Origin of the sequence: Geobacillus sp. YHL (assembly GCF_022341265.1) — a bacterium.
Lineage (GTDB): Bacteria > Bacillota > Bacilli > Bacillales > Anoxybacillaceae > Geobacillus > Geobacillus thermoleovorans.
This window is the reverse complement of sequence record NZ_JAEIGB010000015.1, coordinates 29,474-55,450: the sequence shown is the minus strand read 5'-3', so window position 1 is coordinate 55,450 and position 25,977 is coordinate 29,474. Positions and strand designations below refer to the sequence as shown.

General features: G+C 53.1%; 25 protein-coding genes, 1 tRNA gene and 6 pseudogenes. 5 read left to right on the top strand and 27 right to left on the bottom strand.

Annotation, left to right across the window (positions count from 1 at the left end):
* Positions 1–45: 45 nt before the first annotated feature.
* Positions 46–454: pseudogene (locus JCR24_RS17585) on the top strand (DUF4277 domain-containing protein); the annotation flags it as partial.
* Between the two features lie 110 nt (positions 455–564).
* On the opposite strand, the gene JCR24_RS12720 reads toward JCR24_RS17585, so the two are convergent.
* The 3 genes and pseudogenes from JCR24_RS12720 to JCR24_RS12710 all read right to left on the bottom strand — a co-directional run bounded on the left by JCR24_RS12720 (position 565) and on the right by JCR24_RS12710 (position 4,022).
* Positions 565–1,335 carry a YiiX/YebB-like N1pC/P60 family cysteine hydrolase gene (locus tag JCR24_RS12720; protein ID WP_033026240.1) on the bottom strand — a complete coding sequence of 257 codons (771 nt, stop codon included), beginning with the start codon at positions 1,333–1,335 and terminating at the stop codon, positions 565–567.
* Positions 1,336–1,693: 358 nt separating this feature from the next.
* Positions 1,694–2,159, bottom strand: a pseudogene (locus tag JCR24_RS12715) (phosphopyruvate hydratase family protein); the annotation flags it as partial.
* 204 nt (positions 2,160–2,363) lie between these two features.
* Positions 2,364–4,022: pseudogene (locus tag JCR24_RS12710) on the bottom strand (IS1634 family transposase).
* A gap of 94 nt (positions 4,023–4,116) precedes the next feature.
* Between JCR24_RS12710 and JCR24_RS12705 the strand changes: the two are divergent.
* Positions 4,117–5,043 carry a tyrosine-type recombinase/integrase gene (locus JCR24_RS12705; protein WP_050483858.1) on the top strand — a complete coding sequence of 309 codons (927 nt, stop codon included), beginning with the start codon at positions 4,117–4,119 and terminating at the stop codon, positions 5,041–5,043.
* A 135-nt stretch (positions 5,044–5,178) separates the two neighbouring features.
* Here the strand turns inward: JCR24_RS12705 and JCR24_RS12700 are convergent.
* Positions 5,179–5,250, bottom strand: a tRNA-Arg gene (locus JCR24_RS12700).
* 306 nt (positions 5,251–5,556) lie between these two features.
* Between JCR24_RS12700 and clpP the strand changes: the two genes are divergently transcribed.
* A complete protein-coding gene (clpP, locus tag JCR24_RS12695; protein ID WP_011232532.1) occupies positions 5,557–6,147 on the top strand; it encodes an ATP-dependent Clp endopeptidase proteolytic subunit ClpP in 591 nt (196 codons plus the stop codon).
* Positions 6,148–6,273: 126 nt separating this feature from the next.
* Here clpP and JCR24_RS12690 read toward each other — a convergent pair whose 3' ends face one another.
* From JCR24_RS12690 to JCR24_RS12605, 18 genes and pseudogenes are all read right to left on the bottom strand, one after another.
* Positions 6,274–6,531, bottom strand: coding sequence for an HPr family phosphocarrier protein (locus tag JCR24_RS12690; RefSeq protein WP_011232533.1), 258 nt, complete (start codon positions 6,529–6,531; stop codon positions 6,274–6,276).
* A 14-nt stretch (positions 6,532–6,545) separates the two neighbouring features.
* Positions 6,546–7,508 (bottom strand): DNA-binding protein WhiA, encoded by a 963-nt coding sequence (gene whiA, locus JCR24_RS12685; RefSeq protein WP_011232534.1) that lies wholly within the window; start codon positions 7,506–7,508, stop codon positions 6,546–6,548.
* Positions 7,509–7,628: 120 nt separating this feature from the next.
* The gene (locus tag JCR24_RS12680) at positions 7,629–8,582 is read right to left on the bottom strand and encodes a gluconeogenesis factor YvcK family protein (RefSeq protein WP_238980749.1); all 954 of its coding nucleotides are present in this window, start codon (positions 8,580–8,582) and stop codon (positions 7,629–7,631) included.
* On the bottom strand, positions 8,579–9,475 hold the full coding sequence (gene rapZ, locus JCR24_RS12675; RefSeq protein WP_015375788.1) for an RNase adapter RapZ: 897 nt from the start codon (positions 9,473–9,475) through the stop codon (positions 8,579–8,581). The genes JCR24_RS12680 and rapZ overlap by 4 nt, the downstream gene beginning before the upstream one ends.
* An 18-nt stretch (positions 9,476–9,493) precedes the next feature.
* Positions 9,494–9,970: an NUDIX hydrolase gene (locus JCR24_RS12670; RefSeq protein ID WP_014196721.1), complete on the bottom strand. Its 477-nt coding sequence runs from the start codon at positions 9,968–9,970 to the stop codon at positions 9,494–9,496.
* A 336-nt stretch (positions 9,971–10,306) separates the two neighbouring features.
* Complete coding sequence (trxB, locus tag JCR24_RS12665; protein ID WP_011232538.1) at positions 10,307–11,263, bottom strand: thioredoxin-disulfide reductase; 957 nt, start codon at positions 11,261–11,263, stop codon at positions 10,307–10,309.
* Between the two features lie 75 nt (positions 11,264–11,338).
* The gene (locus JCR24_RS12660; RefSeq protein ID WP_020279524.1) at positions 11,339–12,811 is read right to left on the bottom strand and encodes a tetratricopeptide repeat protein; all 1,473 of its coding nucleotides are present in this window, start codon (positions 12,809–12,811) and stop codon (positions 11,339–11,341) included.
* Positions 12,812–12,963: 152 nt separating this feature from the next.
* A complete protein-coding gene (gene hisIE, locus JCR24_RS12655; protein WP_015375790.1) occupies positions 12,964–13,611 on the bottom strand; it encodes a bifunctional phosphoribosyl-AMP cyclohydrolase/phosphoribosyl-ATP diphosphatase HisIE in 648 nt (215 codons plus the stop codon).
* Positions 13,608–14,366, bottom strand: a complete 759-nt coding sequence (hisF, locus tag JCR24_RS12650) for an imidazole glycerol phosphate synthase subunit HisF (protein WP_238980748.1) — start codon at positions 14,364–14,366, stop codon at positions 13,608–13,610. Before hisF ends, hisIE begins: the two co-directional genes overlap by 4 nt.
* On the bottom strand, positions 14,363–15,100 hold the full coding sequence (gene hisA, locus JCR24_RS12645; protein WP_015375791.1) for a 1-(5-phosphoribosyl)-5-[(5-phosphoribosylamino)methylideneamino]imidazole-4-carboxamide isomerase: 738 nt from the start codon (positions 15,098–15,100) through the stop codon (positions 14,363–14,365). The genes hisF and hisA overlap by 4 nt, the downstream gene beginning before the upstream one ends.
* Positions 15,100–15,741: an imidazole glycerol phosphate synthase subunit HisH gene (gene hisH, locus JCR24_RS12640; RefSeq protein WP_015375792.1), complete on the bottom strand. Its 642-nt coding sequence runs from the start codon at positions 15,739–15,741 to the stop codon at positions 15,100–15,102. The genes hisA and hisH overlap by 1 nt, the downstream gene beginning before the upstream one ends.
* A gap of 222 nt (positions 15,742–15,963) precedes the next feature.
* Positions 15,964–16,551 carry an imidazoleglycerol-phosphate dehydratase HisB gene (gene hisB, locus JCR24_RS12635; RefSeq protein ID WP_238980747.1) on the bottom strand — a complete coding sequence of 196 codons (588 nt, stop codon included), beginning with the start codon at positions 16,549–16,551 and terminating at the stop codon, positions 15,964–15,966.
* 3 nt (positions 16,552–16,554) lie between these two features.
* On the bottom strand, positions 16,555–17,829 hold the full coding sequence (gene hisD, locus JCR24_RS12630) for a histidinol dehydrogenase (protein ID WP_238980746.1): 1,275 nt from the start codon (positions 17,827–17,829) through the stop codon (positions 16,555–16,557).
* 393 nt (positions 17,830–18,222) lie between these two features.
* Positions 18,223–18,846, bottom strand: a complete 624-nt coding sequence (gene hisG / locus JCR24_RS12625; RefSeq protein WP_015375795.1) for an ATP phosphoribosyltransferase — start codon at positions 18,844–18,846, stop codon at positions 18,223–18,225.
* A gap of 27 nt (positions 18,847–18,873) precedes the next feature.
* Positions 18,874–19,035 (bottom strand): hypothetical protein, encoded by a 162-nt coding sequence (locus JCR24_RS12620; protein WP_164834622.1) that lies wholly within the window; start codon positions 19,033–19,035, stop codon positions 18,874–18,876.
* Positions 19,025–20,209 (bottom strand): ATP phosphoribosyltransferase regulatory subunit, encoded by a 1,185-nt coding sequence (locus JCR24_RS12615; protein WP_013146385.1) that lies wholly within the window; start codon positions 20,207–20,209, stop codon positions 19,025–19,027. The genes JCR24_RS12620 and JCR24_RS12615 overlap by 11 nt, the downstream gene beginning before the upstream one ends.
* A 67-nt stretch (positions 20,210–20,276) precedes the next feature.
* On the bottom strand, positions 20,277–20,426 hold the full coding sequence (locus tag JCR24_RS12610; RefSeq protein ID WP_020755656.1) for a hypothetical protein: 150 nt from the start codon (positions 20,424–20,426) through the stop codon (positions 20,277–20,279).
* Between the two features lie 66 nt (positions 20,427–20,492).
* Positions 20,493–20,717: pseudogene (locus JCR24_RS12605) on the bottom strand (acyltransferase); the annotation flags it as partial.
* 4 nt (positions 20,718–20,721) lie between these two features.
* On the opposite strand from JCR24_RS12605, the pseudogene JCR24_RS17580 reads away from it, so the two are divergent.
* Both JCR24_RS17580 and JCR24_RS12600 read left to right on the top strand, forming a co-directional pair.
* Positions 20,722–21,083, top strand: a pseudogene (locus tag JCR24_RS17580) (DDE-type integrase/transposase/recombinase); the annotation flags it as partial.
* Positions 21,084–21,297: 214 nt separating this feature from the next.
* On the top strand, positions 21,298–21,867 hold the full coding sequence (locus JCR24_RS12600) for a type II toxin-antitoxin system PemK/MazF family toxin (protein ID WP_015375798.1): 570 nt from the start codon (positions 21,298–21,300) through the stop codon (positions 21,865–21,867).
* A 397-nt stretch (positions 21,868–22,264) separates the two neighbouring features.
* Here the strand turns inward: JCR24_RS12600 and JCR24_RS12595 are convergent.
* The 5 genes and pseudogenes from JCR24_RS12595 to lgt form a co-directional block, all read right to left on the bottom strand.
* Positions 22,265–22,585: pseudogene (locus tag JCR24_RS12595) on the bottom strand (zinc ribbon domain-containing protein); the annotation flags it as partial.
* 252 nt (positions 22,586–22,837) lie between these two features.
* Positions 22,838–23,335, bottom strand: a complete 498-nt coding sequence (locus tag JCR24_RS12590; RefSeq protein WP_033004897.1) for an acyltransferase — start codon at positions 23,333–23,335, stop codon at positions 22,838–22,840.
* Positions 23,336–23,355: 20 nt separating this feature from the next.
* Positions 23,356–24,000: a pyrophosphatase PpaX gene (gene ppaX, locus JCR24_RS12585; protein ID WP_020754151.1), complete on the bottom strand. Its 645-nt coding sequence runs from the start codon at positions 23,998–24,000 to the stop codon at positions 23,356–23,358.
* The gene (locus JCR24_RS12580) at positions 23,997–24,935 is read right to left on the bottom strand and encodes a nucleoside recognition domain-containing protein (protein WP_020754152.1); all 939 of its coding nucleotides are present in this window, start codon (positions 24,933–24,935) and stop codon (positions 23,997–23,999) included. Before JCR24_RS12580 ends, ppaX begins: the two co-directional genes overlap by 4 nt.
* 228 nt (positions 24,936–25,163) lie before the next feature.
* Positions 25,164–25,976 carry a prolipoprotein diacylglyceryl transferase gene (gene lgt, locus JCR24_RS12575; RefSeq protein WP_238980745.1) on the bottom strand — a complete coding sequence of 271 codons (813 nt, stop codon included), beginning with the start codon at positions 25,974–25,976 and terminating at the stop codon, positions 25,164–25,166.
* Position 25,977: the final 1 nt, after the last annotated feature.

The window sequence follows — 25,977 nt, the reverse complement described above, 5'->3', positions numbered from 1 at the left end:
AAATAAGTGTTCATCAAAATAGGACTACTTAAAAATTGAGAAAACCTCGTTCACTTGGAACAATGGGATCACACGATTGACTTGGATAAACTCATCCATCCTAAGGCTCCATCCTTTCCTGTTGAATGACGATGCGTTGGCTCATCGTCTCGACCGCCTGTATAAGGACAGCATTCACCACATCATTAGCGCTTGCTTGATTCATATTTCCCCAAAAGAGGCCTTTCTCCCCGAGTCTTCACGCCGATGCGACGAACAAGGCCCTTTACAGCGCGTATGAATCGGCCTCGCTAGAAGCTCTGAAGGTCCACACACGGTAACAACCGCCGTACGAGCATGAGCTGAGGCCGATTCGGTCAACATCCCGTGGAGCGTCCCCTTTACGTTGGCGGAGAGAAACAGTGCCACGCACCGGGCTCGAGACCCCTCCTCCGCCTATGAAGGTCACCCGGTTATTTAGTGCAAAATTCTAATCAAATACCCCCGATTTGAGCAAAAAACTAGTTTTTCACTAACCTTCTAAAGATTATTTTACCATCAAGTATGGCGTATTAATCAGCAGAGTCATGAACCAGTTGCAAATATTTTAGTATCTCCGTCTTGATAAATATCGTCCGGATAAACGTATAGCCCGCCATCGTAATCCAAGTCACGATTCCCCATCTCATAATACGCTTTCCAAGCTAATTTACTACAATACCACGTGCTATCATCCGACTTGTAAGAACCTACAAATTTATATGGTTCTCCTAATTGGTTTCTAATGTAATTACGGGCAAGGGTTCTAAATTGCTGTTCTAAAGTATAGACATATAAACCGACCGCTTGGTCGTAGTTTCTAAATTTCCTTGCCGTGGAATAGTGGACATTACTTTGTCCATCACCAGGTTGGTTTTCTACATTCGCTTCAATGAATGCATATGAATCTAAACTACCAGTATAATAAGTACCGTCCCATACAGCGGCATGACGATAGTACCCCCATACTACTGAACCATCATGTACTACAATAATATCACCAGGTGCAAACGCCGCGAAAGATATGTTATTCGTACCTTTGGGTGAACCGAAAGAATCACCAGGCGCCCAGTCCGGTTTAGGGTCATCCTTGTCATAACCCTTTTTAACTCCCAATTCTGATTTTCTTACTAAATCATACTTATCAATATTCACACTTTGTTTAAGTTTTTCTTTTTGTTCTAACACTTCTTTAACTTCTCTGCTTTCATTGTTTACAACCTCTGAGTCTGCAAAAGCGTAGTTTACCAAATTAAATCCAGATAGTAGTGCTACAAACGATGAGGCCACCAAAAATTTCTGAAATTTACCTTTCAAGCAAATCCCTCCTCTACCACTGATGTGTAGATAAAAAATTTTGCAAAACTACGATTTTTTTCCTTAGTAACTTCGTGCAAATCCGATGGCTCTATTGTTTTTCACCAACTTTCGAATTCTTTTTTGCAACTCCATTCTAAAAAAAAATAAAAAGAACAACAAAAATTATTCGCAAAAATCCGACCATTTTCTACAAATGATGACACTTGACTTTATCTTTGACGATCTCATTTTTATGGAGAGGCGCAGCTTTCGTGAATGCATCAAGACGTCTGGATCGCCGCGAGCCAGTGAATTCTTTTTTTCGTCCCTCTATCAAAACGACAGGCGTCCCCTCCGTTAGGGACGCCTGTCTCCGTTATTTTTTCAAATTGTAAAACGAGCGGATACCTTGGTAAATCGCCGTATGGCCGAGTTCATCCTCAATGCGGAGCAATTGGTTGTATTTCGCGACGCGGTCGGTGCGAGACGGTGCGCCCGTTTTGATTTGGCCAGCGTTGGTGGCGACGGCGATGTCGGCGATCGTGCTGTCTTCCGTTTCGCCGGAGCGGTGCGAGACGACGGTGTAGCCGGCGCGCTTCGCCATCTCAATGGCATCGAACGTTTCCGTCAGCGTGCCGATTTGGTTCACTTTGATCAAAATCGAGTTGCCGACGCCTTTTTCAATGCCTTCGGCCAGTTTTTTCGTGTTCGTCACGAACAAGTCGTCGCTTACGAGCTGCACTTTTTTTGCCGAGCCGCTCGGTCAGCAGTTTATGCCCTTCCCAGTCGTTTTCATCGAGCCCGTCTTCGATCGAGATGATCGGGTATTTCGAGACAAGCACGAAAAACGGCTGCCATCGCAGCCGTTTCCCATGTATAACGCCCTCGTTGAAATTAAACCCAATGCCTTCATTTTACTCACATTTCGCACCCTAACAAGGTCAAAACGAAGGATTTTTTATTTCATTTTTCAGAATAACTTTTTGACCAACACAACGAGCGATGGCAATCCCTTTTTTTACCATCGCTGGTCGTTCCGTATCACGTTACACGTAGATGCTCTCATCCATGCCCAATCCCTGCAGAATCCTTCGCTGGTCCGGGTTGAGGGGGCGATCGAGTGCGCGTTGGATGCGCCCGTCTGGCAGCTCCAGCAGGATGACGTTCACATATTGAAACAGCTGAAAAATCGCCTGTCCGGTTGGCCGGGTCAGCTTGCGGCCTCCCGCGCCCTTTAACGGACGTTCGGGTGTGATGAACTGGCGCACCCGGCGCTGAAAAACGCGGTAAATCGCCAAGGCCAAGAGAAATAGATAGCCCAATACGGCAACTCGTTCTGGCTTTTTGACATAAATCTCATCCGTGAAAAAAGGGTCTTTCAAAAAAGCGAAGTTCATTTCCACCGAGATTTGCCCTTTATACAGCTTCAAGATCTCTTGGGCATCCATTTGTTGGCCCTTCCATTCCTTCGGAACGGTCGTGACGAGGACAAACCGGGACGCTTTCCATCTTGCCTGTTCCCATGCCGGTTGGTCGAATTCGACGTTTAGGCGAAGGGTGTACAGCGTCTCCGTCTCGGGCTCCGCCCCTTTTTTCGGCCGTCCGCGCCGTTTTTTCGGACGCACGATCTCTTCGACCGCGGCCTCCACTCGATGAAACCGAGGGCGAAGGGACGCCTTGAGGGACGTCAAGGCTTGTTCGGCGTCTTCGCGGCAGGAGAAGGGGTGGCGCTCCCAACGGACTTGTTCCTCGTGAAGAAGCTCCGCTTCTTTGACCCGCTCTTTTTCGAGCGTCTTTCCTTTGCGCTGGTCGAGGGCGCTCGATTCGACGACGATCAGCCGAACCGAGTGGCCTTCATAGGTCGAGGCCGTTTCCCATACCCGATACGTGGCGCCGTTTCTCTCCGCTAGGGTAAAGGGTTTGCTCCACGGGATGTGAGGCGAATCGGCCTCCGCGAGCGCCTGTTTCACGATCCGGAGCGATGAAGGGCCTCTGGTGATCAAAAAGGCACGGGCGGCTTTGGTCTGCGCCAAGGTGTCTTTTGTCATCGCGGCGGAATCGGCCACGTAAATCCATTCATCGTCGATCTTGGCTTGTTTGAACTGTTCGTGGATCCGCGACAGCACCTCAGGATTCTACGCCTTATCCGATCGATTGCCGTCGTGCACATCGCCGTAAAACGGGATGCCGTCCTCGTTGCCGACCAGTCCAAAGCCGATCTGTTTTTGCCAACGATGATGGCGGTTGTAGCCATGTGTGATCTGCAGAGCCTCCAACGAGGCCGATTCATAGGCTCCGTAAACCGTCTTGTCCGTCGTATCGGCATGAAAGACTCGGAGGGAAAGGCCTTCTTTGCGATAAATATGAATCAAGCAAGTGCTGATGACGTTGTGAATATCGGCCTCATACAAGCGGTCGAGATGACGAGCCAAGGCATCGTCGTTCAACCAGGAAGGTTGGAGACCAGGACGGATGAGTTTCTCTAAATCGATCTCCTGAGCCCATCGTTCTAAGTGAACCAGGGCTTGCCGGCCGTCAAATAGATTGTAAAGGATGGCCTGAACGGCATCGCTGACTCGTGTTTGGCACTGTGGATCGACGGGTACAAGATGGTCAATCAAGCGGGGGATGTCCAGCTTTTTGACTAGAACACTTATTATATTCAAATAATCATTACGATAGACCCCTTTGACTTTCACATTCATGAGAGAAAAACTCCTTTACATTCCTTGTGTGTCAAGGATTCATTCGACATCGGAACAAAAAATCCTCCCGATTTTCGTCGGAAGGGTGCGAAATGTGAGATATAAAAAAGGGAAATACAGCTTGGCGCACGAAAGAAACATTGAATTATCCGTCCGGCTGGTCGAAGAACACTTCGCAGGAGTGAAATTGAAAGACTTAACGCGCGATATGTATCAAAAATTTATTAATGAAATCAGCAAAAACCACTCAACAGCTACGGTTCAGAAAAGGCATACTTATATCAAGTCATGTCTCCGGGACGCGATCGAGGACGGGATCATTACTCGGGATCCGACGTATAAAGTGATTATCAAAGGGGAAGTGGAGACAAAATCGGAGGAATTAAAATACCTAAACTTTGATGAGGTTAAGAAATTGGTGGCTGAAATCAAGAAAGACATGAAACCAAGATATATTTCTCGATACATCATTTTATTTGCGATTGCCACCGGCGCACGATTCTCCGAAATTATGGGTCTGACATGGGATTGCGTTGATTTTAAAAACAAAACGGTCACTATCAATAAAACGTGGGACTTCAAGGATAAAAACGATTTTAGCGATACGAAGACGTTCGATTCTAAACGAACGATTACAATTGACGATGAGACGTTGAATATGCTCAAAGAACTCCGAAAACATCAAAACGAATTAGCTATGAAAACTGGATTGAGAAACACGAAAAATTTAGTGTTTATCAATTCAAAAATGGAAATTGTGACAAATAACGCGGTCAATAAAACGTTGCGAGCATTATGCAAAAAAATCGGGATTAAAACGATCACTTGTCACGGGCTCCGGCATACTCACGCATCCATGCTCTTGTATAAAGGAGTGAATATCAAATACGTTTCACGACGACTGGGTCATAAAGATATTGTAACCACTTTGCAGACTTATTCGCACGTTTTAGATGAAATGGAACAAAAAGAATCTCGGCAGGTCGATCTCGCGATGGCGGAACTGGATCGTACCAAATAGCCGTGCAAAATTCGTGCAAAATTTTTTCGGATTCTATCGTTTTTTTCGGGATTCCCCAAAAATGAAAAACGACCGCAAACGCGGTCGTATCAAGGAGTTTAGGAATTCCGATCCGAACAGGTCGGATACAAGTAGCGCCCTCGGCAGGATTCGAACCCACGCTAAGAGAACCGGAATCTCTCGTGCTATCCACTACACTACGAGGGCATGGAAGTTCATGATTTCTCTATTTCGTTCCGTCGCATGTTCTATTATAGCAGGATCGCGCAAAAATGCAAGAGGAAAAATGCCATCAAAAGCAGGAAAAATTGCACCTTTGTTCCTTCCCCCATCAACGGGGCAACAGGTTAAAAAAACGAAAAAGCGGTTATGATGAAAAAAGGGATGTTTGCCGCCAGCCGCGAATATGTTATAAAGGATGGGGAAGGTCGTTTTGTTTGACCTTCATTGACCATGCCTGTATGATTAAAGCGTACATATTGATCCATTAGGATGGAAAAGGAGGCGTTTTTGATGTATTTGATTCCGACTGTCATTGAACAGACGAACCGCGGGGAGCGGGCGTACGACATTTATTCGCGCTTATTGAAAGACCGAATCGTGTTCCTTGGCAGCCCGATCGACGACCAAGTGGCCAACTCGATCGTGTCGCAGCTGCTGTTTTTGGCGGCGGAAGACCCGGACAAAGATATTTCCTTGTACATCAACAGCCCGGGCGGCTCGATCACAGCTGGCCTGGCGATTTACGACACGATGCAGTTCATCAAACCGGACGTATCGACGATTTGCATCGGCATGGCCGCTTCCATGGGGGCGTTTTTGCTTGCCGCCGGTGCGAAAGGGAAACGGTTCGCCTTGCCAAACAGTGAAATCATGATCCACCAACCGCTCGGCGGCGCCCAAGGGCAAGCGACGGAAATCGAAATCGCAGCGAAGCGCATTTTGTTCTTGCGCGACAAATTGAACCGCATTTTATCGGAAAACACCGGCCAGCCGATCGAAGTGATCGAGCGCGATACGGACCGCGACAACTTTATGACCGCGCAAAAAGCGATGGAATACGGCATCATTGACCGCGTGCTGACGCGCGCTGATGAAAAATAAGGCATGCACACGTTGGCAGAACCGCTATAGAGCTGCGCCTGCACCGACATTGACGAAAAAAGGCTGCTTCCGACAAAAACGGAGCAGCCTTTTCCATTCCTTTCCCCGCCAGCCCCACACGCTGCTTTACTTTTCCTTTTGCACATAGGCGGCGAGCTTTTCGATCGCTTCTTGCTCATCCGGACCGTCGGCAATGAGCGTGATCACCGCTCCATGGCCGATGGCGAGGCTCATCAAGCCCATAATGCTTTTCGCGTTGACCCGTTTTCCGTCTTTTTCCAAAAACACATCAGCGGAAAAACGGTTCGCTTCTTGGACAAACAACGCCGCCGGGCGCGCCTGCAGCCCGGTTTTTAATTTCACTTCCACTTGTTTTTCCACCATTCTCCATCTCCCCTTTACAGCGATTTATGGAAATCGACCGGCTTTCCAGCCCGCAGCCGCTCCGCGATCTCATCAATTTTGCGCAGCCGGTGGTTGATGCCGGATTTGCTGATTTTTCCACCGGCAACCATCTCCCCGAGCTCTTTCAGCGTCACGTCTTGATGCTCGATGCGAAGTTTCGCGATTTCCCGCAGCTTGGCCGGCAGTGAATCAAGGCCGATCGTCTCGTCGATGTAGCGGATGTTCTCCACCTGGCGAAGCGCAGCGCCGATCGTTTTGTTCAAATTGGCGGTTTCGCAATTGACAAGCCGGTTGACCGAGTTGCGCATATCGCGGACGATGCGAATGTCCTCAAAGCGGAGCAGCGCTTGATGGGCGCCGATGATGTTCAAAAACTCGGCGATTTTTTCCGCCTCTTTTAAATACGTAATAAACCCCTTTTTCCGTTCCAACGTTTTCGCATTTAAAAAAAAGTGGCTGTTCATCAATTCGCATAACGCCCGGTTATGCTCCTCATACAGCGAAAAAATCTCCAAATGGTAAGACGACGTCTCCGGGTTGTTGACCGAACCGCCAGCCAAAAACGCGCCGCGCAAATACGAGCGCTTGCAGCATTTTTTCTTGACGAGCTCCGGGGAAATGTCATGGATGAGCGAAAAATCGCCGTTGACAATGTGAAGTTCACGAAGCAAAGAGGCCGCACCGTCGGTCACGCGGACGATGTAGACGTTGTTTTTTTTCAAGCGCATTTTCTTGCGGACAAACAGCTCGACGGCGACATCGTAGCCCTTTTTCAATAACGTATAAATGCGCCGAGCGATCGCCGCATTTTCCGTCTGGACATCGATGGCCATTCGCCCGCCGGAAAACGACAGTGAACCGTTCATGCGCAAAAGCGCCGACAGCTCCGCGCGCAAGCAGCAAGGCTTCACCTCTAAATGGGTCAATTCCTTTTTCGTTTCCGATGCAAAAGACACGATCGCTCCACCTCCATTCGTTCCCCGCATCCGGCCGGTTGGAGGTGCCTGACTTTCGGCGCGGCCACCGGGAGCATCACCGCCCATAATGGCGCTTTGCGGCCTACTCGGGTCCCGCCTTTAACGGTGAGGGAGAAGCCCGAGAAGAAGGGCGGCGACTTTCGCCGTATTATGGCGAATGACCCCATCCTCGTACGTGACAATATCGTCGCGGATGACTTGCAACGAAAGCCCGCTGCTGTCGTCACGCACCGGCTCGGCCCGCTCCGCCTCGTAGCGGCGGCGGATCGCTTCCGGGATCGCTCCGCTGTTGATGATCACCGCGTCCAAAAACGGGCCGCCAAGATGAGCATGAAGCGCCTCCACATGGTCGCTCACCGTATAGTGCGGCGTCTCGCCGGCCTGAGTCATAATGTTGCATATATATACTTTTTTCGCCTTCGCCTTGCATACTTCCTGCCCGATTTTCGGCACGAGCAAATTCGGCAAGATGCTTGTGTATAGGCTGCCCGGCCCGATGACAATCAAATCGGCGCGGCGGATGGCATCAACCGTCTCCGGCAGCGGCTCAATGTCTTCCGGCGTTAAAAACACCCTCTTAATTTTTTTTCCCGCACTCGGGATTTTTGACTCGCCAGAGATGATGGAACCGTCTTCCATCTCCGCGTGCAAAACGACGCTCTTGTTCGCTGCCGGCAGCACCTGGCCGCGCACGTTCAACACTTTGCTCATCTCACGGATCGCTTTCACAAAGTCGCCGGTGATCGATGTGAGCGCCGCCAAAATCAAATTGCCGAGCGAATGGCCGGATAAGCCGTTGCCGTTTTGAAAACGGTGCTGGAACAGCTCGACAATGAGCGGTTCGACGTCAGACAGCGCGGCCAATACGTTGCGGACATCCCCGGGCGGCGGAATGTGCAGCTCATCGCGCAGCCGCCCGGAACTCCCTCCATCATCGGCGACGGTGACAATGGCGGTCAAATCCAATTCATGCTGCTTCAGCCCCCTCAGCAGCACGGGAAGCCCGGTGCCGCCGCCGATGACGACCAGTTTCGTTGCTCGTTCGTTCCTCATCGGTGTATGTCCTTTCTCCTCTCCATGTCCCGGTGCGAGACAACAGTTTTATAGTCGGCCGAAAAATGGCGGGCGATATATTCTGCGAGCGCCACCGAACGGTGCTGGCCGCCCGTGCAGCCGATGGCGATCACCAGCTGGCTTTTTCCTTCTCGCTGGTAATACGGCAACATAAACGACAACAAATCAATGAGCTTTTCCAAAAACTTTTGCGTTTCCCCCCACTTGAGCACGTAGGACGATACGTCGTCATCCAACCCGGTTTTCGGACGCATATGTTCAATGTAATGCGGGTTCGGCAAAAAGCGGACGTCAAACACCAAATCTGCATCAATTGGAATGCCGTACTTAAACCCAAACGACATGACGTTGATGGTAAACCCGGATTGAGCGTGCGATGAGAACTGGCGGATGATTTTCTCCCGCAGCTCGCGCGGCTTGAGCCCCGTCGTATCGTAAATGATCTGCGCCCGCCCTTTCAGTTCTTCGAGCAGCTTCCGCTCCAAACGGATTCCTTCAAGCGGGGGCTCGTTCGGCGCAAGCGGATGCGTCCGCCGCGTTTCTTTGTAGCGGGCCACCAACGTCGAATCTTGGGCGTCCAAGAACAACACCTGGGGGACGACCCACGCTTGCTCACCCAGCTCATCGAGCGCGGCGAACAAATGATCGAAAAAGTCGCGGCTGCGCAAATCCATGACAAGGGCGACTTTGTTCATTTTATTCCCGGATTCTTTGACGAGCTCCAAAAATTTCGGCAGCAGCGTCGGCGGCAAGTTGTCAATACAAAAAAAGCCGAGGTCTTCGAAGCTTTGAATCGCCACCGTCTTTCCCGCGCCGGACATACCGGTGATGATGACGAGCTGAATCGGCTGCAGCGCCCCGTTTTGTCCCATCTCCGCCCCTCCTCTCCATCAGCTCGGATCGAGCCGATATGAAAGCAGCTCGAATTCCTCTGTATAGACAAACACCCCGTACATGACCCCTTTGCCTTTCAAGGCGTAATCCAAAATATGATAGTCTCCAGGGGCCATCGGCAGCGTCGAAAGCGTCTCCACCTGATGCCAAGCAAGCGTCCCTTCTTCGGAAGACGGCACGTTTTCACCAATGAAGTCGTCGGCGAAAAACGTAAACATCATCCACTCCGACACCGTTTCATTCCCATTTTTCATCACGATCGTAAAGACGCCTTTCAGCTCTGGATTTTTCAAATAAATGCCCGTCTCTTCCCGGTATTCACGAATGCATGCTTCACGCACCGTCTCGCCGGGCTCCATTTTCCCGCCCGGAGCGACCCACCAGCCGCGCCTCGGCTTTTGCAACAGCAGCACTTGGCCGTCTTTATATAATACGCAGTTTGTCACCCGTTGCAATTCGTTCACCCCAACCATCCGCAAACACGCACATAATCATTTTTATTTTACCATAAATAGTTAGGCCGCTCCACCTTCAAACCGCTGGAAACCGTCCGCTTCCCGTCTGCAAAAACCTCGGGGCCCAACATTCCGCTTCCAGCCGAAAGACGCCATCCCCCGCCGTTTCGAGCGGGGCGGCAGGATGCAAGCGCGCAGGCAAAGAAAAAAGAGACGCGGACAAACGCCCGCGCCAAAAAGGATCTATATAAAAGGGGGTCAATTACTTACTTATAGCATACGACAAATGTGTTGCGCCCGTGTTACATCTGGGTTAAATAACCATTACGATTTGATTGCGATTTGGTTACCGGATCAGCTGACCCCTTGCTTATTGAGCTTTTCTTTCAGTTCCTCAACGTAATGCTGGGCGCTTTGCGCGGCGATGCTGCCGTCGCCGGTAGCCGTCACGATTTGCCGGAGCGTTTTTTCCCGCACATCACCGGCGGCGAAAATGCCCGGCACTTTCGTCTCCATCTTTTCGTTCGTGACGATATAGCCGTTTTCATTCGTGATGCCAAGATTGGCAAACGGCTTCGAGAGCGGCACCATCCCGATGTAAATGAAAACGCCGTCGCACGGAAATTCGCGTTCCTCGCCTGTTTGCGTATGCACAAGCGTCACGCTGCCGACTTTTCCGTCCTTTTCGTTGATTTGTTTCACCGTATGGTTCCAGATGAAATCAATTTTTTCATTGGCGAACGCCCGGTCTTGCAAAATTTTTTGCGCCCGCAGCTTGTCGCGGCGGTGAACGATCGTCACTTTATTGGCAAACCGCGTCAAATAAACGCCCTCTTCGACCGCCGAGTCGCCCCCACCCACGACGACCAAATCTTTTCCTTTGAAAAACGCCCCGTCGCACACCGCACAGTACGAAACGCCGCGGCCGCCGAGCTCCGCTTCACCCGGTACACCGAGTTTTTTATATTCCGCTCCGGTGGCGATGATGACCGCGCGGGCCTTGTACTCTTTATCGCCGACGATGACCGTTTTGTACGCCTCGCCGTCGATGATTTCTTTCACATCGCCGTATGCGTACTCCGCGCCGAATTTTTTCGCATGCTCAAACATTTTCGCCGCCAATTCCGGGCCTAAAATCGTTTCAAAGCCAGGATAGTTCTCGACTTCCTCAGTGTTGACCATCTGCCCGCCCGGAACGCCGCGCTCGATCATCAGCGTCGACAAATTGGCGCGCGATGTATAGACAGCCGCCGTCAGCCCAGCCGGCCCGGCTCCGGCAATAATGACATCGTAAATTTTTTCGTCTGCCACACCGTCCACTCCCTCGCTTGAGAATCATTCCATTTTCATCGTATAGAAGTCGATTCGCCCTGTCTATTGATTTGCTCATGTATAGAGCCGGCGCGCTTTTTGCACGTATTTTTGCACCGTCGACGCCGAAACGCCGTATTTGGCCGCCATCTCTCTTTGCGTCACACGCTCTCCTTGCTGTCGGCGCCACATGTATTCGATCGCCGCCGCCCACGCGGCTCCGTTCGCAAATGGCTCGCGATCAGCCGACGGATGGACGGCCATCGCGAAGGCGAAGCGGCAGAGCGCTTCCTTTTCCTCATTATGCGCCGAAAGCGCATCGACCATGCGGCCGATGTTCGCCGCCCAAGCGGACGGGCCGTCGGTTAAGCCGAACAAAAAGCAGTCGATAAACGGGCGCAGACGGGGATCAGACGGCAAGAGGCGGCATACCGCAAGCGACATCGATGGCTCTTTCGCCTGCGGCGAGCGGCTGAACAAGTACAATCCGTACAGACGGTCGGCCAGCTCGTCGCCCTCCAGCCAAGCCATCAAGCGGATAAGCGCCTCATCCACCGGCGCTGAAACGGCCCACGGCTCCTCACCCCGTTTTTCGGGATGGAGGGTGGCAAGCACCTCCCACATTTGCCGAGCGAGCGGCTCATGGCCAGTATAGTAGGCAGCGCAAGCGAGCCAATAATAAAATGGCCCATCACCGCCAAAGCCTTGTTTATACAAACGGTGCAGCCAACGGAACGCCAAATCGAACCGCCCAACAAGCGCGAATGTCGCCCCGAGCTTGTATTGATGCTCGCGAAAAAACGGATACAAACCGGCCAGCGTCTCGCAAAGCGCGGCCGCCTGTTCTTCCTCACGCAAGTAATAGGCGAAGACAAGCGCGTTGCAAAGCGCATGCAAATTGCCGGGATCGCGTTTGAGCACTTCACGCACTTTCTGTTTCGCTTTGTCGACATCGCCGCTGTAAAAATAAGCAAGCGCCAAATTGTTATGCGCCGACCAAACGTCCGGATAGCGCACGACGAGCGCTTCAAGCGCTTCAATCGCTTCCGCAAACCGCTCCTCCTCAAGCAAACGGCGGGCCCGATCCTCCAGCACCATCAGCTGCTCCTCTTCTTCCGTCCATTCCGAGCCATCGAGCCGAAGCAGCTCAAGCAAGTCAGCGGCATCGTCGGCAAACTCTCCGGCCGGCTCATGCGCCAAATAACGCTCCGCGTATTGCCTTGCTTCACGAAACAAGCCGAGGCAGGCGAAATTGTTCGCCAAAAAATACAAACAGTCGTACATCGTTTCGTCCAAATCATGGATAATTTTGAACAGCCATTGATTGGAAAATTGATATTCACCAAGCTCCGACAGCACAAGGGCAAGCTGCAAGGCGAATGAGGCGTCGCGCTCATCCAAACGGACGGCGCGCTCAAAATATTTCCTCGCCTTTTCCAAATCGCCTCGGTCGTATGCTTTCATTCCTTTTTTAAAAAAGTAATCTCCGCTTTGAATGAACGGTACAATCGTCGCTTTTCGTGATGATCGCTTCAGTTGTTTTCCCATTCTGTCCTCCGTCGTCCGTAAAATTCGTCGAACAACAGTATACCATATCGGCGGCGAAAACAAGCAAGAAACTTTAGGAATGCGGTTTTTCCGTGCAAAAAAGGAACGCCGGCGCGATGGCAGACGTTCCTTTTTCTCACCTAACCATCTTGTTATTTTTTGTCGCTCGCTTCCACCTTTTGCGCGTGCCGCTCGGCAAGCGTCGCAAGCACCGCGTCAAGCGGCAGCTTTTGTTCGCGCAACAGTACAAGCAAATGGTACAACAAGTCGGCCGCTTCCCATTTCAATTCGTCATGGCTCCGGTTTTTCGCCGCGATGATGACTTCCGCCGCTTCTTCGCCGACTTTCTTCAAAATTTTATCGACGCCTTTTTCAAACAAGTACGTCGTGTACGACCCTTCCGGCCGTTCGGCGTCGCGCTGGGCGATGATTTGTTCAAGCTCATGCAAAATCGCGAACCGGTCGGCCGCCGGCGTGCGCGCCGCGCCGTCCAGCGAGCGGGAAAAACAGGAATACGACCCGGTATGGCAAGCCGGGCCGGCCGGCTCGACGAGAACGAGCAGGGCGTCGGCGTCGCAGTCGTAGCGGATGTCGACAACGCGCTGCACGTTTCCAGATGTCGCCCCTTTATGCCATAGTTCTTGGCGCGAGCGGCTGTAAAACCATGTTTCTCCGGTCTCCAGCGTTTTTTTAAGCGACTCTTTGTTCATATAGGCAAGCGTGAGCACTTCCTTGCTTTGCGCATCTTGGACGATGGCAGGTACAAGCCCTTTTTCATCAAAGCGAATGTCCGCCGTCATCGCACGTTCACCCCTTTTTCTTTCAAGTACGCTTTCACTTGTCCGACTGACGTTTCTTTGTAATGGAAAATCGATGCCGCGAGCGCCGCGTCTGCTTTCCCTTTTTCGAAAGCTTCGAGGAAATGCTCCGCCTTGCCGGCGCCGCCCGAGGCGATGACCGGAACCGAGACCGCTTCGCTCACTTTGCGCGTCAACTCAATATCAAAACCGTTTTTGCCGCCGTCCGCGTCCATGCTCGTCAGCAAAATCTCCCCGGCGCCAAGACGGACCGCTTCCTGCGCCCAAGCGACGACTTCCCAGTTCGTGGCGTTGCGGCCGCCGTGCGTATAGACGCGCCATGAACCAAGCGTTTCATCGTATTTCGCGTCAATGGCGACGACGATGCATTGCGAGCCGAAAAAGTCCGCCCCTTCGGTGATCAAGGTCGGATGGAGCACCGCGGCGGTGTTGAGCGACACTTTGTCGGCCCCGGCGCGAAGCATCCGCTTCATATCCTCAAGCGAGTGGATGCCGCCGCCGACCGTAAACGGAATCGCTAGCTGGGCGGCGACGCGCTCGACGACATCGACCATCGTTTTCCGCCCTTCATGGGAAGCGGAAATGTCCAAAAACACGAGCTCGTCCGCCCCTTGCTCATCGTACGCCTTCGCGAGCTCCACCGGATCGCCGGCATCGCGCAGCTGGACAAATTGCACTCCTTTGACGACGCGCCCGTCTTTCACATCGAGGCACGGGATGATGCGCTTCGTGATCATCGCTCGTTCACCGCCTTGAGCGCTTCCGCGAGCGTAAACTGATTCGTATAAAGCGCCTTGCCGACGATCGCGCCGCCGATGCCTTGTCCAGCATATTGGCAGAGCGCGCGCAAATCGTCAAGCGAGCTGACGCCGCCAGAAGCGATCACTTCTTTTCCCGTCGCCTCGGCCAACCGGACCGCGGCGGCGATGTTCGGGCCCGACAGCGTGCCATCGGTCGCAATATCGGTGAAAATAAACGTCTCCGCCCCCGCCTCAGCGAGCATCCGCCCGAGCTCTTCCGCCTTGACGTTCGACGTCGCAAGCCACCCTTCCGTCGCCACGAAGCCGTCGCGGGCGTCAATGCCAATCACGATGCGGCGGCCGTATTTTTGGAGCATCTTTTTCACAAACGGCGGGTCGGAAATGGCCGCACTTCCTAAAATGACGCGGGCGACCCCATTTTCTAAATAATGCACGATATCCTCTTCCGTCCGGATGCCGCCGCCCACTTGCACATGGACGGAAAGACGACGGGCCGCTTCAATGACAAACCGGTCGTTGACGCGGCGCCCTTCTTTCGCTCCGTCCAAATCGACCATATGAATCCACTCCGCCCCTTGAGCGGCGAATTGCTCGGCCATCGCGACCGGCGAATCGCCGTACACCGTTTCTTTGTTGTAATCGCCTTGCAGCAGGCGGACGCACTTGCCGCCGCGCATATCGACCGCCGGATAAATCGTAAACGCCGCCATCAGCCGTTCCCCCTTCCCGTGGCGATGCCGACATAATTGTTCAAGATGCTCATGCCGACCGCACCGCTTTTTTCCGGATGAAACTGTGTGCCAAACACACAGCCGCGCCCGACGATCGCCGGAACATCAACGTCATATTCACTGCTCGCGAGCACGACGTCCTCATCCCCTGGAATGACATAATACGAATGGACAAAATAGACATGCCCTTCCTCGACGCCACGAAGGAGCGGCGACGGACGATGAAAGCGGAGCCGGTTCCAGCCCATGTGCGGCACTTTGTATGGCTCGCCGGTTTTCGTGACGCCCGGAAAACGGACGACGCGGCCGCGAAGCAAGCCAAGCCCTTTTGTCGGCCCGTTTTCTTCGCTTTCGTCAAACAACAGCTGCATCCCTAAACAAATGCCGAGCAGCGGCGTGCCGTTTTCAACCGCCGAACGGATGAAAGCAGCTAGGCCTGTCTCATTTAAAATGTGCATCGCATCGCGAAACGAGCCGACACCGGGCAAAATCAGCCCGCGCGCCTGCTCGAGCTCCTCTTTGTCGCCGCTTAGGACATACGGACAGCCGAGCCGCTCGAGCGCTTTGCTGACGCTGTATAAGTTGCCCATGCCATAGTCGATGATCCCGATCATCGTCATCCCATTCCTTTCTTCCCTGATCCATGCCCATCCCCTTGTTCAATGAACAACGGTATGGCGGCATGCTTTTTTACGGCGCTCCTTCCATGTGCAGACTCTCCTTGGCATCCGGTCGCCTTTCCTGCATCCATGGAGCTTTTCCCGCAGGAAGCGCTGCCTCGATCCGACCGCCTTTCCTGCGCCCGCGGAACTCTTTCCCCACGGGGCGCCCCACTCCATCGGCTACAGCATCCCTTTTGTCGACGGAACGCCTTTGACGCGCGGGTCGATCATCGTTGCTTCATCGAGCGCCCGCCCGAGCGCCTTAAACACCGCTTCGACCATATGGTGCGTATTGCGCCCGTAATGGACGATGACATGCAAGTTCATCCGCGCTTCAAGCGCCAGTTTCCATAAAAACTCATGCACGAGTTCGACATCAAACGCGCCGACTTTCGCTGCCGGAAACTCGCCGCGAAACTCAAAATGCGGGCGATTGCTCAAGTCGATCACAACTTGCGCCAAGGCGTCATCCATCGGCACAAACGCGTTGCCGTACCGCTTGATTCCTTTTTTGTCGCCAAGCGCTTCCTTGATCGCCTGCCCGAGGCAAATGCCGATGTCTTCCGTCGTATGGTGGTCGTCAATATGCGTGTCGCCTTTGGCCTCAATGTGCAAATCGAACTGGCCGTGCTTGGCGAACAAATCGAGCATATGGGTCAAAAACGGCACGCCCGTTTCCAGTTCAGCTTTTCCTTCGCCATCAATCGCCAAACGCAGCTCAATGCTCGTCTCGTTCGTCGTTCTCGTGACCGTCGCTTCCCTTGCCATCGTTCATTCCCCCTTCTTCAGCCGCATCTCAACGGCGCGCGCGTGCGCCTCGAGCCCCTCGAGGCGGGCAAACGCGGCGATTTTGCCGCCGTGTTGTGCCAATGCCGCATCGCTGTAAACGATCACGCTTGATTTTTTCACAAACTCATCAACGCTCAAGCCGCTTGAAAACCTTGCCGTACCGTTCGTCGGCAGCACGTGGTTCGGCCCGGCGAAATAGTCGCCGACCGGCTCGGAGCTGAAGCGGCCGAAAAACATCGCCCCTGCATGGCGGAGCTTCCCTAATAGCGCGAGTGGTTCGGCCGTCATCACTTCCAAATGCTCCGGCGCCAGTTCGTTCACAACATCGACCGCTTCCTCAAGCGTCTCGGTGACGTAAATGGCGCCATAGTGCTCAAGCGCCGCTTGGGCGATGCCGCGGCGCGGCAGCGTTTCAAGCTGCCGTTCGACTTCACTCGCCACCGCCAGCGCCAATTTCATCGACGGCGTCACCAAAATGGCCGACGCCCGCACGTCATGCTCGGCTTGCGACAACAAATCGGCCGCAATCTCATCCGGTCGGGCCGTTTCATCCGCCAGCACAACAATTTCGCTCGGCCCTGCGATCATGTCGATCGCCACATGCCCGAACACTTCCCGCTTCGCCAATGCCACATAAATATTGCCCGGCCCGAAAATTTTGTCAACCGGCCGGATCGTTTCCGTCCCGTAAGCAAGCGCGGCGATCGCCTGCGCGCCGCCGACTTTGTAAATTTCCGTCACGCCGAGTTCATAGGCGGCGGCCAGCACCCCAGCCGGGAGCGTGCCGTCTTGGTTTGGCGGCGAGGTGATGACAATCCGATTCACTCCCGCCACTTGTGCGGGAATGACGTTCATGAGCACAGACGACGGGTAAGCGGCCGTCCCGCCTGGCACGTACAACCCGACCGCATCGAGCGGCGTCACCTTTTGTCCGAGAATGGTGCCGTCTTCTTTCGTCATCCACCATGATTCGCGCTTTTGCCGCTCATGATAGGCGCGAATGTTGGCCGCCGCTTGGCGAATGATCTCCAGCATCTCCGCGTCCATCGCCGCATGCGCCCGCTCCAGTTCCGCTTCCGTCACCTTGAGCGAATCCAGCTTGACGCCGTCAAACCGTTCCGTATATTCTTTCAGCGCCGCATCGCCGCGGTCGCGCACATTGGCGATGATATCAAGCACCGCGCGCCGCTGCTCCTCCGTTCCGCTTTCAATCGTGCGCCGCAGCGAGACGCCGCCTCGGATCCGTTCGATTTTCATCGTTCGCTCCCCTTTCTGTGACGTCCATCGGTTTTCGTCCATTGGCAATCTGTATCGATGCAATTTGAAGCTTTACCATTTGCAGCTTTTACCGAGTATTTGATCGACTGTCGGACGACCGAACAACACCGCTTAAAGACCCATATATGGGTCTGTGAAGCAGGCGGTTGTTCGATCCTCCGTCACGCCTTGGCGTGACGGAGGCAAGCCTGTGGCTTGCCTCCGACAGTCGAAAATGGACAAACCGCTTTTCCGTCAAGGATATGTTAAACTTCTTCGTTGCATCTATATGCTATTTTCCAACGGCGTTGTCAACGCCGCTCCGCCATTCCCGAATCTCCACCAACCCATTCTTCGGAAACCGCCCATTTCCGCTCTGTCACACCTTTTTTCCTACGGCTGGGGAATGACCGCCGCCAATCGGTCGACCAACCGTTCAATGTCCCCGCCGTTTAGCCGGTAGCTCGCCGGGTTGACAATCAGGCGCGACGTCACCTCGGCGATCCGTTCAAGCTCGACAAGCCCGTTTTCTCTGAGCGTCCGCCCCGTGGAAACGATGTCCACGATCCGGTCGGCAAGGCCGATCAGCGGGGCGAGTTCAATGGATCCGTTCAGGCGGATGATTTCGACTTGCTCGCCTTGCTCGCGAAAATACGTTGACGCGATGTTCGGGTATTTCGTCGCCACCCTTGGTGCGATTTCGTTCATCTTGGCGCCGGGCAGCCCGGCGACCGCCAAATGGCAGCGGCTGATGTGCAAATCGAGCAGTTCGTACACATCCCGTTCTTCTTCCATCAGCACGTCCTTGCCGGCAATGCCCAAATCCGCGACCCCATGCTCGACATAGGTGACGACATCCATCGGTTTCGCCAAAATAAAGCGCATGTTTTCCTCTGGCACATCAATGACGAGCTTGCGCGACTCGGTAAATTCCGGCGGCAGCGCATAATCCGCTCGCCGCAGCAACTCGACCGCCTCTTCAAAAATGCGCCCTTTTGGCATGGCAATCGTCAGCATCATTCTTCCTCCTTGCTCCTCATCATGTCAAATGCGGCGCTGGTCCTCGAGTACACCGCATGCTCTCCACCGCCATGGGCAGCCTCTCCCGTCCGTTCTTCGCATCCGCTCTGTCCCGCCAATCGCTGCCGTTTTCAACAGCGTCGATGACCAACCGGCGGCGCCTTCTCTGTTATGTTCACTGCCCATCGCGCCCGCTGCGGCCAAGCAAATACACGATCGACCGGTAGCGCTGGCTGTAGGCGTCAATATCACGAATGCCGGCAATGTGCTGCAAGACGACGCGCTTGCCTTCCGCCCGTTTCGCTTCGGCCAATTCCACCGCTTCCGCCAGCCGCTCTTGGCTGAACACGATGCACTCGATGTCATCGCGCACATCCGTTTCCCCAATCGCCTCAATCAACCGATCGACGCGCAACCCAAACCCCGTCGCCGGCGCCGGGCGCGAGAACTTCGCCAATAAATCATCATACCGCCCGCCGTTGCCGATCGGGAATCCAACCTGCTCGGCGTACACTTCAAACAAAATGCCAGTGTAATAGCTCATATGGCTGACAAGCGCCATATCGAGCTTCACCGCCTCGGCCACTCCGTACGTCCGAAGCGCCGCCATGAGCGCCGCCAGCTCATCGGCCGACCGCCGCCCCTCCTCGCTTGTGACGAGCGTTTTCGCCTGTTCGATCACGTCCGTTCCGCCACGCAAGGAAAGAAGATCCAACAGCCGCTTTTGATCGATCGACGAAAGCGGCCACGACTTCACATGTTCACGGTAGCCGACGTAATTTTTCTCATATAAAAAACGGCGCAATACACTCGCCCGCTCCTCATTCCCTAAAATCTCCAAAAACAGTGCGTTCACATACCCAATATGGCCGACCGCCACCGAAAAGCGGCCCAACCCCACGCGCTTCAACAACGCGACCATTAAGCTGATGACCTCGGCGTCGGCCGTCACCGTGCCGTCGCCAATCAACTCCACACCGATCTGCTCAAACTCCGCCGGCCGCCCGCCTTCGCGCTGCTGGGCGCGGAACACATTGGCGTTGTACGCCAACCGGAGCGGATTGCCGTCTTCATAAAGCCTTGACGCCGCCACCCGGGCGATCGGCGCCGTCATATCCGGCCGAAGCACGAGCGTATGCCCTTGCTGGTCGAGAAGCTTAAACAGCCGATGATCGGCAATCGCCGACGCCGCCCCGACCGTTTCATAATACTCAAGCGTCGGCGTTTCAATAAACTCGTACCCCCAGCGCTCAATTTCCTCCGCCATCACCGAGCGCACTTGTTTTTTCAACTCATATAAAAACGGCAGCGTATCGCGCATGCCTAACGGTTTTTCAAACATAAACAGCTTTTTTGCCATGTCCCCACGCCCTTTATCAAAATGCTTTAGTTTGCTAATATGGTAGAGAAGTGAAGTTATTAGTAGTTTACTCCTTTGCGGCCACAGCGTCAAGGGGGGAATGCTTTACAAATAACAAAACGGACAAGATCGCTTCAAAAACAAGAAGCGCTTCGTTCCACACGGCATAGGCAGTGATCTGCACTCTAATGAAAATAGCGGCGATCCATCTTGCCAAAATCCCCAATTCTCCTTTTTTGTTTCTTTCCTTTTTTCCTATTCCAAAATGGAAAACCGCCCCCGTTCAATCGGAAGGCGGTTCATTCCGGCGGACGATGCGCATCGGGCAGCCGGCGACCATCGCCCCGGACGGGACGTCTTGATGGACGACGGTGCCCGCGGTGACGACGGCGCGGTCGCCGATCACCACGCCGGGCAAAATGGTCGAGTTCGCGCCGATCATCACCTCATCGCCGATCACGACATCGCCGAGGCGGTATTCGTCCACTAAATATTCGTCGGCGAGAATCGGCTTGAGAAAATCAAAGAGCACAAAAAAATACCACATCTACAAGTGCAAGAACAACGATTGCCCGTTTTACTAAGCCAATCTTCGCCGGATGACCAAGAAGGAGCGCTGACGTTTCAAGCAAGATTCTCAAGCCTTCGAGTTGCAGTGTCGATTCCGGGAGTTCCTGTTTGACTTTCTCCCTTTGGTTCCATCATCACTCATCAAACTGAAGGTCGATTTGTCCCGGATGGCCGTTTCACCGCACATTCTGGGGGCTCGTATTGACGTACCACGTCAACTTCGTGATGTTCTCCCGCATGACGGAGGCAGCCATGAAGGACATCCACGGCGGGCGTGTCGATCTCACATCAGACGGTGCTCAATGATGAATATTATAAAATATTCGATGTTTTAGTGTTATAATTGTTGGTAAGTGAAAATATTAGAAAAAATTTCTAGATGGCATAGGACTTAAGCACACTTTAAAAATCATGATGGCCGAATCCGACATAGACAGCATGACTGCGATCGCCAAGCATTTGAACATTAAAGAGACAACATTTCGTTCATCTATTATAATGGAAAGGGAGGAGAAGCCTTGTTAAAAAAGTTGCATGAGAATAAAGATTTGGTAAGAGAAATGAATAGACAGCTAATGGAACTGCAAAAAATCATTGAGAATATGGACGAAAAGCGGGGAAGAATATTTATTGAGTGGCTTGAAACACAAAACAAATATCTCGTCTGGGAAGAAACATTTGCCCCATCTTACCTAAGAGCTTATAAGCGGTCAGAAATCGTTTTAGCGCATTTTGGCTTTAATGTTGGCGCTGAATTCGGCGGCATGCACTATGCTGTTGTCATTCGCGATAGTTCAAAAAACAATCCCGTCGTCAACGTCGTTCCTTTATCTTCATTAGACGAAAACGAAACAGAACAGGATGTACATAAAGACTCGGTCTTTTTAGGTACGATTGAGGGACTGAACGAAAAAAAGGCAGTGGCCATTCCAAACCAAATGCGCCCTATAAGCAAAATTCGCATTTTCAAACCCAAAAAAGCAAAAGACGGCGTTTTCAAATTAACAAGCGAACAAATGGACTTGATTGACGAAAAAATCCGTAGGATGTACACTAAACTTAGAAAAGATCCAGAAAACCGTTCTTGACACTTCTGTCAAAATGCTTTATTATTTTCTTTGCATGAGATTCGGAAAACAAGCATACGATAAATAATGCCCTTTGAGTTCCTTGAACTCAAGTGCGGCCAAAAATATTTTTCAACTGACCGCCGCATGCGCGGTCCAAAAGGAAAAGCCGCCCCATTTACGGGGCGGCTTTTTACGTGTTTCGCTGACTTTGCATCTTGTGAACTCTCTCTTATACACCTTCACCGAAAGTTGTTATTCCCATTCTCACCTAAACAGGTTAGACGTCAACTACCCCCACTTCGCTAACGCTTGAAGTGGGGGCTTGCAACTCCCCAGAAGTGCGAGCGGACTTCGTCCTCCTTCCTTGACTTGGGGTTGCATCAGGGGCAGGTTGACAGCTGCCCAACGACGCAGGTCATGCCTGTGTCGTTCCTTCAACGATGTACTCTATTCCTTTTCGTTGAAGGTTCATGGCACCAATGCGGTCATCGTTTGAGGTGTATCCGCATGTTCGGCAACAAAAGGTGTGTGTACGCTTGTTTCGATTGGCTTTTTCCGTATGCCCGCACTTTGGACATGTCAAAGAGGTGTAATGCGGAGCAACCACCATCACTTTTGACCCATGCAAACGCGCCTTATACTCTAACATTTGACGGAACTGATAGAAAGCCCACGATACGGTTTCATATCGGTCATGGATCCATACACGTTCTGTTTTTTCACGAATGCCTGTTAAAAAGAGATGTGTGGTATAAAAAAGGAAAAATGATGTTTTGATTTTCTCTATCATAATCGTCTTTCTTTGTCAAGTACACTTTGTGGTGAAGAGCCAACAATTTTTAGTTCTGCCACCTAAAGTTTCATATTTTCATCATTGATCCTATATAAATCCAACTGGAAGTTTAACTTATAGGGGGCAAAAAAACAGACTCTCTGTTTTTTCGTTTCTTTCATTTTTTCCTATTCCAAAATGGAAAACCGCCCCCGTTCAATCGGAAGGCGGTTCATTCCGGCGGACAATGCGCATCGGGCAGCCGGCGACCATCGCCCCGGGCGGGACGTCTTGATGGACGACGGTGCCCGCGGCGACGACGGCGCGGTCGCCGATCACCACGCCGGGCAAAATGGTCGAGTTCGCGCCGATCATCACCTCATCGCCGATCACGACATCGCCGAGGCGGTATTCGTCAACCAAATATTCGTGGGCGAGAATCGTCGTGTTGTAGCCGATGACGCAGTTGCGGCCGATGTGAATTTTTTCTGGGAAGAGAATGTCCGGCATGACCATAAAGGCGAGCGCGGTTTGCTCGCCGATCTTCATGCCGAGAAACGTGCGGTACAGCCAGTTTTTCAGCGGCAAAAACGGCGTGTAGCGCCCGATTTGAATGATGATGACGTTTTTCAGCACTTTCCAAAACGATACGGTGCGATACAACTGCCAGAGCGAGTTCGCCCCTTGGACAGGGTGTTTCGTCGTTCGTCTCACCGGGAGGACGGCTCCTCCTTTCATTCGTTGATGCCGACAATGGCCAACAAGTCTCTCATTTTTTCCAGCATATAGTCCGGTTCATATTGTTCCAAATACTCGCGCCCTTTAATCGCCCAGGCGACGCCGGCTGTTTTCACTCCGGCGTTTTGGCCGGCCAAAATGTCGTGGTAGTTGTCCCCGACCATGAGCGCTTCGTCCGGCGTTGACTGCAACATGCCAAGCGCTTTGTGAATCGGCTCGGGATCGGGCTTTGGCCGCGTGACGTCATCGAGGCCGATGACGCACGAGAAAAACGGCGCCAGCCGCGTTTTTCTTAACCCCATCAGGGCGGTGTCGTGCATTTTCGTCGTCACAACGCCGAGGCGAAAGCCATGGCGGTGGAGCGTTTCGATTGTTTCATACACGGTGTCAAACTCGCGGATCAGTTCGTCATGGTGGGCGTGGTTGAACGTGCGATACGTCTTCACCATCTCCTCGACCCGTTCCGGATCGAGGGAGCTGAACGTCTCATACAGCGACGGGCCGATGAACGGCAGGACGTCCTCGCGCCCGTAGCGGCCCGGGTAGTACTTCTCCAGCGTATGCAAAAACGACTGGATGATGAGCTCATTCGTATCAATCAATGTGCCGTCAAGGTCAAACAAAATCGTGCGAATCGTCATGAAGCGGCTTCCTTTCTCATGGGATGTTCAAAACGGCGCCAAACGAATGCCACCGCCATGGTCAACAGCACCGCCGTCACCAAGCGGATGAAAAGCAGCGGCCAAACAGAGATGCCAAGCGGAACGAAAATGAGCGTATCTTCGACGACTGCATGGCATGACACGAGAAAAATGAACGCCAGCGTTAAATCGCGCTTCGAGACGCCGTCTTCTTTCGCCGCCTGAATCATGACGCCCGCTCCGTACGCCAGACCGAACACAAAGCCGGCCGCGAGCGTGAGCGATGTGTTCGGGCTCATGCCCAGCATCTTGGTCGCCGGCGCCATCCAGCGCGAAACCGTCTCGATCCAGTGGCGTTCTTTTAAAATTTGAATGACCGTCATGAGCGGGATGACGATCGCGACGAGCTGCACAATGCCGGTAACCGCTTTTTTCAGCGCCGCCAAGATGATCTCTCCCCAACCGGACGGCGGGGCGGCTTCATGCGCGACAAACCCGTATCGGGCGATCTCCTGCCCCCCGTCCCAGAAATGGGCGATCAACAAACCTGACACGACAGCGAGCCCGACGCGCACGACGATCATGAGCCAGACGCTCATGCCGGTGCGCGAGGCGACCGATGACTCGACGATCAAGTTATGGGAAAAGGAAAGCATGACCGCGAGAATGAACACTTCTTTCACCGTCAACTCGATCGTCAGCATCGCCCCGATCGCCGCATACAGCCCGAGCAAGTTGCCGAGCACAAGCGGCACAGCCGCATCGCCGGATAAGCCAAACCATTTCATGAACGGCGTGACAAAGTCAATGAGCCACGAAAACAGCGGCGTCGGCTGCAACAGCGCTAAAATGAGCGTCACTGGAAAAATAATTTTCCCAAGCGCCCACGCGGTCTTCAGCCCGGCGAGCACGCCGCGCTGCAACATTCCTGTCATGTTCTCCTCTCTCCTTTGCTTGCCTTCATGCCGCGGTGCGATGAAACCTCAATTCTCTGGATGCCGCGCACAAGTATCTTTTTAATTCGCCCCAGGCCAACCTAAAAAAGAGGGAATGCGGCTCCCAACACGGTTGTTCCCATTAAGAAGCGCGGCGGCGAAGCAGCTTCATTCATCGTGGTTTCCCGCAAACCGAACAAGTCCGCAGCGTTTCGCCGCTTCTAACGGCTATTCATCCCGATAGCGCGCGTCCGCCCAGCCTTTCGCCCGGCGCGCGATCCAAAGCGCTACGGACAAAACAATGAGCGTCACAGACATTACTTGCGCCGCACGCAGGCTGCCGGCCAGCATCAAGCTGTCGGTGCGCATCCCTTCAATCCAAAAGCGGCCGACGGAATACCAAATCAAATACGACAAAAACAGCTCGCCGCGCCGCAAATTGACGCGCCGAAGCCAAAGCAAAAGACAAAAACCGGCCAAATTCCAAAGCGATTCATACAAAAACGTCGGATGCCAATAGCGGCCGCCAATGTACATTTGGTTGATGATCCAATCCGGCAAATGCAAATTTTCAAGAAACTGGCGTGACACAGGGCCGCCGTGCGCCTCTTGGTTCATAAAATTGCCCCAGCGCCCGATCGCCTGGCCTAAAATGATGCTTGGTGCGGCAATATCGGCGAGCTTCCAAAACGACAGCCCGCGCGCGCGGGCGAACACCGCGCCCGTCGCCACCGCCCCGATCAAACCGCCGTGAATGGCGAGGCCGCCTTGCCAAACTTTTGGAATCTCGGACAAATGCTTTGAATAATAGTGCCATTCAAACAGCACGTAGTACGCCCGCGCGCAGACAATGGCGATCGGCACGGCAAATAACACCAAATCGACAAACGTCTCTTTCGGCAAGCCGCGCCGCACCGCTTCGCGCGTCGCGAGCCATAGCCCAATCAACACACCGGTGCCGATAATGACCCCATACCAATAAATCGTAATGGGGCCAAGGTGCAAAAACACGCGGTCGAGCGGCTGAATCGTCGATTCCATC

Coding starts and splice junctions, on each gene's coding strand:
- hisB (WP_238980747.1), bottom strand. CDS start 16,551: ATGGCAAGGGAAGCGACGGTCACGAGAACGACGAACGAGACGAGCATT.
- JCR24_RS12580 (WP_020754152.1), bottom strand. CDS start 24,935: ATGACAGGAATGTTGCAGCGCGGCGTGCTCGCCGGGCTGAAGACCGCG.
- hisF (WP_238980748.1), bottom strand. CDS start 14,366: ATGATCACGAAGCGCATCATCCCGTGCCTCGATGTGAAAGACGGGCGC.
- hisIE (WP_015375790.1), bottom strand. CDS start 13,611: ATGACGGCGGACATTCGCTTTGATGAAAAAGGGCTTGTACCTGCCATC.
- JCR24_RS12680 (WP_238980749.1), bottom strand. CDS start 8,582: ATGAGGAACGAACGAGCAACGAAACTGGTCGTCATCGGCGGCGGCACC.
- hisH (WP_015375792.1), bottom strand. CDS start 15,741: ATGACGATGATCGGGATCATCGACTATGGCATGGGCAACTTATACAGC.
- hisA (WP_015375791.1), bottom strand. CDS start 15,100: ATGGCGGCGTTTACGATTTATCCGGCGGTCGATATGCGCGGCGGCAAG.
- ppaX (WP_020754151.1), bottom strand. CDS start 24,000: ATGACGATTCGCACGATTTTGTTTGACCTTGACGGCACATTGATTGAT.
- JCR24_RS12670 (WP_014196721.1), bottom strand. CDS start 9,970: ATGGTTGGGGTGAACGAATTGCAACGGGTGACAAACTGCGTATTATAT.
- JCR24_RS12620 (WP_164834622.1), bottom strand. CDS start 19,035: ATGGGCAGTGAACATAACAGAGAAGGCGCCGCCGGTTGGTCATCGACG.
- JCR24_RS12690 (WP_011232533.1), bottom strand. CDS start 6,531: ATGGTGGAAAAACAAGTGGAAGTGAAATTAAAAACCGGGCTGCAGGCG.
- JCR24_RS12660 (WP_020279524.1), bottom strand. CDS start 12,811: ATGGGAAAACAACTGAAGCGATCATCACGAAAAGCGACGATTGTACCG.
- JCR24_RS12615 (WP_013146385.1), bottom strand. CDS start 20,209: ATGGCAAAAAAGCTGTTTATGTTTGAAAAACCGTTAGGCATGCGCGAT.
- clpP (WP_011232532.1), top strand. CDS start 5,557: ATGTATTTGATTCCGACTGTCATTGAACAGACGAACCGCGGGGAGCGG.
- rapZ (WP_015375788.1), bottom strand. CDS start 9,475: ATGGGACAAAACGGGGCGCTGCAGCCGATTCAGCTCGTCATCATCACC.
- hisG (WP_015375795.1), bottom strand. CDS start 18,846: ATGCTGACGATTGCCATGCCAAAAGGGCGCATTTTTGAAGAGGCGGTC.
- lgt (WP_238980745.1), bottom strand. CDS start 25,976: ATGGAATCGACGATTCAGCCGCTCGACCGCGTGTTTTTGCACCTTGGC.
- hisD (WP_238980746.1), bottom strand. CDS start 17,829: ATGAAAATCGAACGGATCCGAGGCGGCGTCTCGCTGCGGCGCACGATT.